Genomic DNA, 12,181 nt, shown 5'->3' with positions numbered 1-12,181 from the left:
GTCAGACCTCCTCGACGTCGGCGGCCAGCATGTAGCCGCCGCCCCATTCCGTCACCAGCAGGCGAGGGGCCTTCGCATCCACCTCGAGCTTGCGCCGCAGCCGGCTGATGGTGTTGTCAACGGCCCGGTCGTAGGCCTTCGCTCCCCGTCCCGCCGTCAGGTCCAGCAGCCGGGCACGGCTCAGCACGGTGCGGGGATGGTCGAGAAAGACGCCGAGCAGCCGGCTTTCGCCCGATGTCAGCTCCACCGCGCGGCCGTCGTCGTGGCGCAGGCCGTGTCCGGCCGGATAATGCACCCACGGTCCGAAACGCCGTTCGCCCGATGCCACCGAGGGCTCCGGGGGCGGCACGCGGCGCAGTACCGCGCGGATGCGCGCCAGCAGTTCGCGCGGGTTGAACGGCTTGACGATATAGTCGTCGGCGCCGAGTTCCAGGCCGACAATCCGGTCCGCCTCGTCGGCCATGGCGGTCAGCAGGATGACCGGCGGTCCGCCGCGCCCCGACAGCCAGCGGCACAGGCTCAGCCCGTCTTCGCCCGGCATCATGATGTCGAGCACGACGAGGCTGATCGCTGCTTCCTCCACCGCCTGGCGTGCCTCGGCGGCGTTCGCGGCCAGCCGTGTCCGCAGGCCCTGCTTGCGCAGGTACTGGCCCAGCGGCTCGCGGATGTCGCGGGCATCGTCAACGATCAGGATCTGCGGCTCGGCAATGGTCGTCACGGGTCTGGCTCCGGTGGTGTCCTGTCCGCCATGTGGTGGGCCGGACGGGCGATGTCCTGCTTTTAGAGCCTATCGGCGGACCGGTCGCACGAAAAGATTGTCGCAATTTGTATCAGGCCTCTTTCCCGCGACAGACGGCGACAAACTCGCCCCTCCGCTGACAAACCTTTTCACCGGCAAGTCCCTAGCTTGGTCTCAAGGGACAACGCACCGGCCATTCGGCCAGACCCTTCTGACACGAGGAAAGGAAATACCATGAACCGTTCCACTCTTCTCTCCGCCGCCCTGATCGCAGCCACCATCACCGGCGTCGGCACCATCGCCACCTATGCCCAGAGCAACGCCCCGCAGGCGGGCCAGGAAGAAATGCAGAAGCCTGGCATGATGCGCACCGGATGGTTCGGTGGCGGCCGTGACAGGGATGGCGAAGACGGCGAACGTGGCTGGGGCCGCCACGGCGGCGAAGGCCGTCACTGGGGCAAGCGCCATGGCGGCCGTCACGGCATGATGGGCGGACCGCGCGGCGAAATGTTCCGCACGATCCTCACCGAGGTCGACGCCGACAAGGACGGCGCGATCACCCAGGCCGAGGTCGATGCCTTCCGCCAGGCCAAGGTGGCCGGCGCGGATGCCAACAGTGACGGCGGCCTGAGCATCGACGAGTTCGACACGGTCTATCGCGAGCTCACCCGGTCCAACATGGTCCGTGCCTTCCAGCGCCTCGACACCGACGGCGACGGCACGATCACCAAGGCGGAAATGGACAACCGCTTCGGCAACATCGTCAAGTTCATGGACCGAAACGACGATGGCAAGCTGAGCAAGGAGGATCGTGGCGGTCGCCGCTGATCCTTGACGGCCGGTCGGACGGGCAGGCGCCGGGGCCTGTCCGTCCGGCCACTTTCCCAAACACGCACCCGCCTCGCGCGGGCCCAGGAGCATCCCATGCAATCCCGTCTATCGCCCTACTGGCTCTGGGCCGTCCTGTCCGTTCTGCCGGCCTCTTGGATCTGGCAGTCCATGACCTCCACCAATCCGAAAATCCTTCACATCCTCGTCCACCCGACCGGCGAGTTTGCCGCGCGTCTTCTGATCGTCACGCTGATGATCACGCCGCTGACCATGCTGTTCAAGGGCACCGGTTTCGCCCGCTGGCTGCGAAAGAACCGACGCTACTTCGGCGTTGCCGCCTTCGGCTATGCCGCGCTCCATGCCGTCTACTACCTTGCCGACAAGGCCGCGCTGGATACCGTCATCGCCGAACTGCCGCGCCTCTACATCTGGACCGGCTGGATCGCTTTCGCCATTTTCATTCCGCTGGCCGTCACCTCGTCGGACTACTTCGTCCGCCTGATGGGGACGCGCTGGAAATCCCTGCAACGCTGGACCTATGCCGCCGCCATCCTCACGCTCGTCCACTGGGCGAGCCTGCACGACTGGGGCAGCCCTGCCGCGGCCATCGTTCACTTCGCGCCGCTCGCCGCGCTGGAAGGCTATCGCGTCTGGTACTGGATGCGCCGCCGGGCCGGGCGGCACGCCCTGGCCTGACCGGGCCGGCTCAGCCGGTGAACACCGCCTTGTACTGGTCGCGCAACAGGTTCTTCTGCACCTTGCCCATCGTGTTGCGCGGCAGTTCATCGGCCAGGAAGATGCGCTTGGGCTGCTTGAAACGGGCAAGCCCGGGCGCAATCGCTTCCATCAGTGCGGCCTCGTCCGGTGCCGCGCCCGCCTTTGGCACGACCACCGCGATCACCCCTTCGCCGAAATCGGGGTGCGGCACGCCGATGACCGCGCTTTCGTTGACGCCGGGTGCCTCGTCCAGCGCCAGCTCGATTTCCTTGGGGTAGATGTTGTAGCCGCCGGAGATGATCAGGTCCTTGGCCCGCCCGACGATCGAGACATAGCCGTCCGCGTCGATTACGCCGAGGTCGCCGGTGATGAAGTACCCGTCGGCGCGGAACTCTTCCGCCGTCTTTTCCGGCATGTTCCAGTAGCCCTTGAAGACGTTGCGGCCCTTGACCTCCAGCACGCCGATCTCGCCCGTCTCCAGCACCTTGCCCGTCTCCGCATCCGCGACGCGCAGGTCCACGCCGGGAAGCGGAAAGCCGACCGTGCCGGCGCGCCGCTCCCCGTCGTAGGGATTGGACGTGTTCATGTTGGTTTCCGTCATCCCGTAGCGTTCCAGGATGCGATGACCGGTGCGGGATTCGAAATCCGCGTGCGTCTCGGCCAGGAGCGGGGCGGACCCGGAGATGAACAGGCGCATGTGCGCCACCGCCTCGCGCGTCAGCCGGGCGTCGCCGAGGAGGCGCGTGTAGAAGGTCGGTACGCCCATCATGCTTGTGGCCCGTGGCATGGCGGCGAACATCAGGTCGAGATCCGGGCCTGGCAGGAAGATCATCGAGCCGCCGGCCAGCAGGATCACGTTCGTCGCCACGAACAGGCCGTGCGTGTGGAAGATCGGCAACGCGTGCAGCAGCACGTCGCTTTCCGTGAAGCGCCAGTAGTCGACGAGCGATTCCGCGTTGGACAGCAGGTTGTCCTGCGTCAGCATCGCGCCCTTGGACCGGCCCGTCGTCCCCGATGTGTAGAGGAAGGCGGCCAGGTCGCCGGCGCTGCGATCCGCAGGCTCGAAACGGTCTGCCTGGTCTGCCGCCAGGTCCGCGAAACTGCCCGTGCCGGCGGCGTCGAGCGTCATCAACCGGGCGCCAGCGTCCCGCGCGACCGGGTCGAGGCTGTCGGACGACGCGGGGTCGCAGACGAGGAGACGGGCCTGCGCGTCGCCGACGAAATAGGCCACCTCGCTCGCCGTGTAGGCCGTGTTGAGCGGCAGGAAGATGGCGCCCGCCATCACGCAGGCCGCGTAGACCGCCAGCGCTTCGGGCGACTTCTTCACCTGCACCGCCACGCGGTCGCCCACGCCGACACCGCAGGCCCTGAGCGCATGGGCGAAGCGCGCGGTTGTCGCCAAGAAGTCGCGATAGGCGATCTCGCGGCCGTCCGGCAGGATCAGGAAGGGCTTGGCGCTGGTTTCGTGAGGCGCGAAGAGGCGGTCATAGAGCAGGTTCGGCATGGATGTTCCGGTTGGCTGAAAGGTCAGGTGTGGCGGATGATCGGGTCGATCGGTGTGCGGGGAAAGGCGACGGCCTCCTCCACCGCGCGGGCGACCTGCAGCAGGCGGGCCTCGCCGCGCGGCGGTCCGATGAGCTGGATGCCGACGGGCATGCCCGAAGCCGTGAACCCGGCCGGCAGCACGATTGCCGGCAGGCCGGTCGTAGTCGCGAGGAAGGAGAAGCGCAGCCAGTCGACATAGTCGGCCACCGGCTCGCCGTCGACCGACGGCGGAAATTCCTCTTCCACCATGCCGGGCTCCAGTCCAGTCACCGGGATGGCAAGCACGTCGTGGCCCTGCAGGAAGATCCGCATGGCCTGGTAGAGCACCGACCGCTGGCGCATTGCGGCATAGATCCGGTCCGTGGTGAGCGACCGCCCGAAATCGGTGTTTTCACGCAGCGTCTGCTTGAAATGCGCCTGTACGTCGGCCGGCAGGAAGGCATTGACCGAACCGTAGTGGATGCCGCGCAGCGTCACGTAGGTCTCGTGGAGGCCGGGCAGATCGGGACAGGCATCCTCGACCACGTGGCCGGCCGCCGCCACCTGGTCCATCGCGCCGCACAGCACCGCGCGGATTTCCCGCTCCACCGGCGCGAAACCGCCCTGGTCGTCGGAGAAGGCGATGCGCACCGTGCCGCCGGCGCGTGCGACCGCCGCCTGGAACGGCTCGCGCGGAGCTTCCAGTGTGGTCGGCATCTCCGGGATGAACCCGGCCATGGCGTCGAGGAAAAGGGCGAGATCACGGACGTCGCGCGCCATCGGCCCGGAAATGCCCTCGATGGCAAAGGCTGTTGCCGCGGGGCCGCCACCGCAGCGCCCGGGCGATGGCCGCAGGCCCACCACGCCGCAATAGCCTGCCGGTGTGCGCAGCGACCCGGCCAGGTCCGAGCCCTGCGCCAGCCAGCATTCGCCCGTCGCCAGCGAAACCGCTGCGCCACCCGACGAGCCGCCGGCATTCTTGCGCGTATCCCACGGATTGCGGGTGAAGCCGAAGACGTCGTTGAACGTGTTGGCCCCGGCGCCGAATTCCGGCGTGTTGGTCTTGCCGATGACCAGTCCGCCGCGCCGCTCGACCATCTCCACCAGCGGATCGTTCTGGTCCGGCACGGAATCCTTCAACGCGACATTGCCATAGGTGGTCCGCACACCGGAAACCATGGTGAGGTCCTTGATGGTGATCGGCAGGCCGGCCAGCCATCCCGGTTCGTCGCCGTTTCTCGCCTCGTCCTCGGCAAGGCGGCCGATGGCGCGGCGCGCGCGCTCCTCGCAGACGGTCACGGTCGCGTTGACTGCCGGCTCCACCTGCGCGATCCGGTCGAGCGCGGCGTCGAGCAGGTCGCCCGGCGCCAGTTCCCGGGTCTTCAGCAGCTTCACGGCTTCCCGCGCGGGCAGTGCGCAGAGGTCTGGGCCGGTATAGTCCGGTTGCGGACGGGTCATCGATGGACCTCCCTGGTTTCAGGCGGGGTCACCACGATCGACGCGCAACGGAACGGGGCCGGAACAGCCGCTGGACCATGATCGGACGCCTCCTCCCTGCGCGCGAACGGGAACCGGCGGTCATCTTGCCCGCCGAGGGTCCTGCAGTGCAAGCAGGCTTTTCCCGGTTGCAGCGCTTGGCGTCCGCCGCAGGTCGGTTCAGGGCCGGCCGGAGGGAACCAGCAGCAGGTCGCCGGACCGGCGCACCGTGGTCCCGGCGGTGCCGGCCAGCGTGTCGGCGACGTCGGTCATCACCGTCCGCGCCATTGCATCGTCAAGCGATTCGCCATCGGGCAGCGTCAGCCCGAAGGGAAGCTGACGGCTGGACTGGCGCGTCAGCGAGGCAGCAAGAAGCGGCTTGGGATCGGCCGTCGCGTCCGCGATGGCGACGTCGGTGTGCCAGAACCGCAGCACCAGGACCATGCCGTCAGCCATGGCGCGGGTGAAGACCGCCACCGGCGGATTGCCGCGGTGGGTGAGGGGCAGGGGCGTGATTGCCGCCGCCGACGCCTTGGCCGGCAGAACGGAATCGACGAGGTTGCCGGCCGGACCGCCGGTTGCCGCGCCCCATCCGCTGGCCGACAGCGCCTTCGCGATCGCGGCCGGCGCGAGATCGGTCTGCAGCGAAAGCGCTTCGCCGTAGTCGCCATCGAGGAGGATGCGCCTCGCCGCCGCCTGGGCCGCGGGATCGGCCAGCCAGGCCGGCTCGGGAACCGGCCGGACGGTCTCGGTGCGGGCGTAGGCGGCGATGGCCGCGGTGAAATCCTTGCGCAGATGCAGGGGATAGGCGATCGCCACGGCGGCGAGGACGGCAAGACCGGCCGTGCGCGACACGCCGGCAAGCGAGCGCCCGTGCAGCAGCAGGCCCATGAGGAACACCATCGATCCGCCGAACAGCAGGCCGGCGGCGACGTCGCTCGGCCAGTGCGCGCGGAGATAGAGCCTGGAAAAGCCGATCAGCCCGATGGTCAGCGCCGCGGCGAGGTAGATGCGGAAACGGGTTCGCAGCGCGAAGCCGTGGGCCAGGATGAGCACCGTGATGCCGATGATCGTGGCCGACAGCGTTGCGTGACCGCTCGGAAAGCTCCAGCTCTCCGCGCCGTCGTAAAGCGCAATGGGACGGCTGCGCTGGATGATCGTCTTGATGGTCGGCACGAAGACCAGGGCGCTGACGAAGGCGACCGTCACGGCACCGGCCAGCCGCCAGCGCCGCTTCCAGGCGATTGCCGCCACCATGGCCACCGCAACCGGGGTCAGCACGCTGGCATCGCCAAGCATCGTCACCGAGATCATCACGCGATCGAAAAGCGGGGTCCGCAGCGTCTGCAGGTAGCCGCTGATGGCCGCATCCGAGCGCACGAAGGCCGGGTCGAACAGCATCTGGGCCGCGACCAGGGCGAAGCCGACGAGGCCGGCCGCGGCCACGGTGCCGAGCAGGAAGGGGACGAGGACGCCGTCGTCGTTGGACACCAGCCGGCGCAGCAGGACGGCACCCGGCACCCGGCTCGTTTCCAGCCGTTTCAGGATGGCGAGCCGCAGCCGGTCGAGGTGCGGCAGCAGCCAGAAGAAGGCGAATTTCGTCGCGTACCAGACAAGCCCGGTAGCGAGCAGCAGGATCAGCAGCAGTTCGAGCAGGCGCGGATTTGCCGTCGCGGTCACGTCGACGGCACGGCCAAGACCCATGCCCGGCAGCAGGTGTGCGGCCGACCAGACAAGCGCGGAGATGACATTGATGGCGGTGAAGCGGACCGGGCTCATGCCCACGATCCCGGCGATGCCGGGGACGACCGCCTTCACGCCCGGAATGAACCGCCCGATGAACACGCTCTTGCCGCCGTGGCGGTGAAAGAACGATTCGCCGCGATCGAGCAGCACGGTGTAGCGGCTGAAGGGCCAGACCTGGCGTACGTGCTCCTTGTAGACATGGCCGATCCAGTAGGAGGCGGCATCGCCGACGACGGCGCCCAGGGTGGCCGCTGCATAGAGGGGCCAGAACGAAAGCTTGCCGAGACCGACGAGCGTTCCGGCCCCGACAAGCACGACCGTCGACGGCACGAAGAGGCCGACGATGAAGAGCGCTTCACCCGCCGAGATCAGGAAGATGATCGCGATGGCGGCCGTGGGATGATCGCCGATGTAGCTGACGATGAGATGGAAGTAATGTGTCAGCACGTGACGTCTCCGGGCACCCGGCGGCTGGCGCCGCCGGATCTGGGTTGGTTTCCGGGCCGGCCGGTTCCCGCGAAGGTGGTGCAGGGTGCGGCCGCCTCCCGCAGGCTGCCAATAGACGGATCGGCCGGGCCGTTGCAAGAAAAAGCCGACCGGACCCGGTCAATACGGAACGTGACGATCAGGCGCTTGCCGGTCTGGTACTGCCTTTCAGGTGCAGCATTGCAAGCCCGGTCAGGAGGAGGGTGGCCCCGCTGGCCACCGTGCGCAGCACGTTCCAGGATTGCCAGCGCGCGGAATAGGCCTGCCACAGGGCGGCGGCTTCCTGCCCGTCCTGCGGAACGGGCATTGCCCCGAGCGTCTCGTTCATCGGCACGTTGATGGTTGCCGTTGGCAAGAAGGCACCGAGCACGTACACCGCCGCGCCCGCCGCGAGGAACAGCGAGGACCGTCTGCGGTCCAGCACGAAGGCCATGAGCGCCGTGACGAGCATGATGACCGGCGTCAGGAAGAAGGCCGGGAAGAACACGGCATTGCGCACCGAGGCGTTCATGGCCTGCATGGCCGCGATCGCGACCTTCGGATCGGCGGCATCGAGCCCCCACATGGTCGAGCAGACCCACGCGTAGAAGAATCCGAAGATGGCGCCGCTGGCGAGCAGCGATCCGAAGGCCGAAAGGGAAAGAAGGCGCCGCATCATGCCGCTCCCCGGACCCGGGACGAAACGCCGTCCCGCTTCCTGCCTTCCAGCCAGGACCGGCCGGCCTGCACGAGGATGGTCACGACCGCAGCCTGCGCGCAGAGGACCGCCGGCCAGATGAGGTGGAACTGGCCATCGAGATATTTCTGGGGGCCAAACGAAACCAGCGCGAGCAGGGTGGCCAGCAGGCTGAGGCGCCGCCCGGCTGTCGATTCGAGGGAGCCAAGCACGATGGCAGCGCCGGCCACGGCGATGACGGCGCCGACGAAGGGCGCGATTCCGAACAGCGGAGTCGCGAACGGCGGGTGAGGGGGCACGGCGGCGAACAGGGCGCCGAGCATGGTGACATGCAGCACGATGAGAACGAGCAACGCGGCGGTAACGGTCCGTTCGTGGTTTGCCATGGTCATCTCCTTTGGCGTAATTGTGATTACGGTTGCTATTTTCCGTAACCATGATTACGGTTTCTGTCAACACGGAACGGGGAAGCCATGCGCGACAAAACCAGGTCACGGCGGCAGGAAGAAATCGAGAAGGCGGCCTACGAGGTGCTGGAGGAAAAGGGCTATTCCGGCACGTCCATGCTGGGCGTGGCGCGCCGTGCCCGGGCATCGAACGAGACGCTCTACAACTGGTATGGCGACAAGCAGGGCCTGTTCAAGGCGCTGGTGATGCGCAATGCCGACGAGGTCCGCTCGCTGCTGGAACTGGAACTGGCCTCCGGGCAGGCGCCTTTGAAGACCCTGGAACGCCTGGGCCCGAAGCTGCTGTCCCTGCTGCTTGGCAACCGGGCCGTTGCGCTCAACCGCGCTGCTGCGGCCGATCCGAGCGGGGAACTGGGCGAAACGATCTCGACGGCCGGTCGCGAGACCGTGATGCCGCTGATCCAACGCGTGCTCGAGGATGCACGCGAGCGCGGTCAGCTTGCCTTCGGGGACCCCGGTGAAACGGCCGCGCTCTTTCTCGACCTGCTGGTCGGCGACCTCCAGATCCGCCGGGTGATTGGTCGCCTTCCCGAACCGTCCGCGGAATACTGCCAGCAGAGGGCCGGGCAGGCGCTGGCGCGCTTTGCCCGGCTCCTGGCCTGATCGGGTTTCCGGGGTCCGGAAGGCCGCAGGCTCAGGCCGCTGGGCGGATCGGCACCGCGAACAGGCCCCAGCGCAGCGAATGGATGCGTGCGCCACGAACCAGCACGATGGCCGCGAGGCCCAGCAGCAGCAGTTCGGCCGCAGGCCCCGTCCACCAGATCCCCCGTTCGCCGGCCATGGCGGCCAGAACGAAGGTCATCGGCACCGCGAACAGGTAGGGCTTGGCCAGTTGCAGGATCGCCGCGCGGCCGGCATCGCCGGTGGCCTGGAAATGCGCCGCGATCATCATCTGCGGACCGACCAGCAGGAACAGCGCGACCATCGCCGGCATGATGCTGGCGACCTTGGCGACGACCTGCGGGTCTGCGACGAAGGCGCGGCCGACGGCGGGCGCGAAGGCGATGAGGACGGCCTCGACACATGCGCAGAACGCCAGCGCCGTCACGACGGCGAAGCCGAGGCTCTTCTCCACCCGCGGCGCCAGGCCGGCACCGTGGTTGTTGCCGGTGATCGCCTGCATCGCCTGCGACAGTCCGAGCAGCGGCAGGAAGGCGAGCGTCATGATGCGCGTGACGATGCCGTAGGCGGCGGCCGAGACGGCATAGTCCGCGCTGGCGGTCATCTGAAGGGCCGCGAGCATGGCCGAGGAGCCCAGCGAAATGCCGATGAAGCCGAGGCTCTGCGGCGCCCCGAGCGCCAGCATGCGCGACCAGTGGCGCCGCGTGACCTGGCGCGCGATCATGCCCGGCGTGAGCGGTGCGCGCCCGCTCGCCCGGTAGGCCATCACGATGACGAGCGCGAGCGCCTGCGCCGCGACCGTGCCATACGCCGATCCCGCGACCCCGAGCTGCAGGACGGCGATCATCAGCCAGTTGAAGCCGATGTTGGCGACCGAGACCAGCAGGCTCATGGCGGCCATGGTTCCGGCCCTGCCTTCGTTGCGCAGTGCATCGGAATTGACCGACAGCACGAACATCAGCGGCGACGACAGCACCAGGATGCGGATGTAGACCGTCGCGTCGGCGGCAAGACCGGCATTGCCGCCGGCCGCCATCAGAACCGCGGCAGGGCCGCAAAGCAGGTAGAGCGCGATGAGCACGCCGCTGACCGCCAGGGCCAGCCAGTGGGCACTGGCATAGACGGTTTGCGCATCCTCCAAGTTCCCCGCGCCGAGCATGCGGGCGAGCAGGCTCGACATGCCGCTGGCCACGACCGTGGCGAAGGCCACGATCATCATGAACAGCGGAAACATCAGCGTGACGGCGGCAAGCGCGCTCTCGCCGACGTAATGGCCGAGGAACAGGGCATCGGTGACGGTCAGGAGCCCGTTCACCGTCATCATGAAGACGATGGGCAGGGCGGTTCGGGCATAGATGGCGGGCATCGGGCCGCCAAGGTAGATGTTTCGGGATGGAACGGACATGGTTCTGCATTCCTCATGTGCGTTCTCGGCTTGTGGGATGGGCCCGCGTTGCCATCCGCGCGAGACGCGGAGTGAATGACAGAGAAACGATCTCGGCAGAACTTGACCATGACGCGAGGCGTCTGCGGGGGCGGGCGTCTGCAGCCGGGACTGCGCATACGGGCCTTGGCGGCCAAAGTCAATGGACACGGGTTGCCCGCCGGCGCCGTGTTTTGAACCGCAAGGCCTGCGCCCTGTACCCCGCCGCGGCGCGAAGGCGGCACGTCAGCGCGGCGTTGCAGTCGAACGAAGCCGCCGCCGCAACACCGCCAGCCCGGCCATCGCGATGGCGGCGAAGCCCGCACCGGCAAGGAAGGTCGCCTCCGGTCCGGCCACGTCCCACAGCCCGCCCGCGACGAGGCTGGCGACCAGGGCGGCAAGCCCGAGCCCGAGGTTGAAGACGCCGAAGGCCGTACCGCGCAATTCCCGCGGTGCGACGTCGGCGACGAAGGCCGACAGGATCCCCTGCGTCAGCCCCATGTGCAGCCCCCAGAGTGTCACGCCGATGCCGACGCCCACCAGATCGCGCGACAGCGCCAGCACGAGATCGGCAACGATGAGAAGCACCAGCCCCCATCCGAGCAGGGCGAAGCGGCCGGCGCGATCCGACAGGATGCCCGCCGGATAGGCCGACAGGGCGTAGGCGATGTTCATCACCACCATGACAACCGGCACGAGCGCGATCGCCAGTCCGGCCGCCTGCGCGCGCAGGATGAGGAAGGCCTCGCTGAAGCGGGCCAGAGAGAACACCAGCGCGATGGCGACGAGCCACCAGTAGGTGGACCCCAGCGACCGCATCTCGTCGCGCCGGAACGGCCAGCGCGACGGGCGCGGCGGTGCGCTCCGCGCCGGCTCGCGGACCGCGATGATCAGCACCGTCACGGCGAGCAGCGCCGGGATCACCGCCACCCAGAAAACGGCGCGGAAATTGTCCGCCGTCCACCACATCAGCACCATGGCCAGCAGCGGCCCCAGGAAGGCGCCCACCGTGTCGAGCGATTGCCGCAGCCCGTAGGCGGCACCGCGCATGTCCGGTGGCGCGATGTCGGCAACGAGCGCGTCGCGCGGGGCGCCGCGAATTCCCTTGCCGACCCGGTCGATGAAGCGCGCTGCGACCAGCCAGTCCAGCGTCATGGCCAGCGGGAACACCGGCTTGGTCAGCGCCGCCAGTCCGTAGCCCAGAACCGCAAGCGGCTTGCGCCGGGCGAACCAGTCGCTGATCGCGCCGGAAAAGACCTTGGTGATGGACGCGGTCGCTTCTGCCACGCCCTCGATCATGCCGACCGCCAGCGTTGACGTGCCGAGCACCGAGACCATGAAGACCGGCAGCAGGGCGTGGATCATCTCCGACGAGACGTCCATCAGCAGCGAGACGAAGCCGAGCGCCCAGATCCCGGCGGGAAGAGCCCGGCTCCTCGGCGGGCGATGATCGGATGCGCTCACGGGCAGGGTCT

General features: G+C 68.1%; 11 protein-coding genes. 3 read left to right on the top strand and 8 right to left on the bottom strand.

Annotated elements, in window-relative coordinates; translation table 11 throughout:
- Position 1 precedes the first annotated feature (1 nt).
- Positions 2–709: a response regulator gene (locus CSC94_RS05160; RefSeq protein ID WP_165784354.1), complete on the bottom strand. Its 708-nt coding sequence runs from the start codon at positions 707–709 to the stop codon at positions 2–4.
- A gap of 264 nt (positions 710–973) precedes the next feature.
- Between CSC94_RS05160 and CSC94_RS05155 the strand changes: the two genes are divergently transcribed.
- Positions 974–1,567 carry an EF-hand domain-containing protein gene (locus tag CSC94_RS05155; protein ID WP_099304470.1) on the top strand — a complete coding sequence of 198 codons (594 nt, stop codon included), beginning with the start codon at positions 974–976 and terminating at the stop codon, positions 1,565–1,567.
- 96 nt (positions 1,568–1,663) lie between these two features.
- Positions 1,664–2,266: a protein-methionine-sulfoxide reductase heme-binding subunit MsrQ gene (locus CSC94_RS05150; RefSeq protein ID WP_099304468.1), complete on the top strand. Its 603-nt coding sequence runs from the start codon at positions 1,664–1,666 to the stop codon at positions 2,264–2,266.
- A 10-nt stretch (positions 2,267–2,276) separates the two neighbouring features.
- Here CSC94_RS05150 and CSC94_RS05145 read toward each other — a convergent pair whose 3' ends face one another.
- The 5 genes from CSC94_RS05145 to CSC94_RS05125 all read right to left on the bottom strand — a co-directional run bounded on the left by CSC94_RS05145 (position 2,277) and on the right by CSC94_RS05125 (position 8,581).
- The gene (locus tag CSC94_RS05145) at positions 2,277–3,791 is read right to left on the bottom strand and encodes a malonate--CoA ligase (RefSeq protein ID WP_099304466.1); all 1,515 of its coding nucleotides are present in this window, start codon (positions 3,789–3,791) and stop codon (positions 2,277–2,279) included.
- Positions 3,792–3,814: 23 nt separating this feature from the next.
- On the bottom strand, positions 3,815–5,269 hold the full coding sequence (locus CSC94_RS05140) for an amidase (protein WP_099304464.1): 1,455 nt from the start codon (positions 5,267–5,269) through the stop codon (positions 3,815–3,817).
- A gap of 198 nt (positions 5,270–5,467) precedes the next feature.
- Complete coding sequence (locus tag CSC94_RS05135; protein ID WP_165784322.1) at positions 5,468–7,480, bottom strand: bifunctional DedA family/phosphatase PAP2 family protein; 2,013 nt, start codon at positions 7,478–7,480, stop codon at positions 5,468–5,470.
- A gap of 178 nt (positions 7,481–7,658) precedes the next feature.
- Positions 7,659–8,177 (bottom strand): anthrone oxygenase family protein, encoded by a 519-nt coding sequence (locus CSC94_RS05130; RefSeq protein ID WP_099304460.1) that lies wholly within the window; start codon positions 8,175–8,177, stop codon positions 7,659–7,661.
- Positions 8,174–8,581, bottom strand: coding sequence for a hypothetical protein (locus CSC94_RS05125; RefSeq protein WP_099305242.1), 408 nt, complete (start codon positions 8,579–8,581; stop codon positions 8,174–8,176). The genes CSC94_RS05130 and CSC94_RS05125 overlap by 4 nt, the downstream gene beginning before the upstream one ends.
- Before the next feature lie 87 nt (positions 8,582–8,668).
- Here CSC94_RS05125 and CSC94_RS05120 point away from each other — a divergent pair, with 87 nt between their 5' ends.
- Complete coding sequence (locus tag CSC94_RS05120) at positions 8,669–9,265, top strand: TetR/AcrR family transcriptional regulator (RefSeq protein WP_099304458.1); 597 nt, start codon at positions 8,669–8,671, stop codon at positions 9,263–9,265.
- 31 nt (positions 9,266–9,296) lie between these two features.
- On the opposite strand, the gene CSC94_RS05115 is transcribed toward CSC94_RS05120, so the two are convergent.
- Positions 9,297–10,688 (bottom strand): MATE family efflux transporter, encoded by a 1,392-nt coding sequence (locus CSC94_RS05115; RefSeq protein ID WP_099304456.1) that lies wholly within the window; start codon positions 10,686–10,688, stop codon positions 9,297–9,299.
- A gap of 264 nt (positions 10,689–10,952) precedes the next feature.
- The gene (locus CSC94_RS05110; protein ID WP_245408262.1) at positions 10,953–12,170 is read right to left on the bottom strand and encodes an MFS transporter; all 1,218 of its coding nucleotides are present in this window, start codon (positions 12,168–12,170) and stop codon (positions 10,953–10,955) included.
- Positions 12,171–12,181: the final 11 nt, after the last annotated feature.

The organism is Zhengella mangrovi (assembly GCF_002727065.1).
Lineage (GTDB): Bacteria > Pseudomonadota > Alphaproteobacteria > Rhizobiales > Rhizobiaceae > Zhengella > Zhengella mangrovi.
Note: the sequence above shows the minus strand (reverse complement) of the source record. Positions and strands in the feature narration are given on the sequence as shown.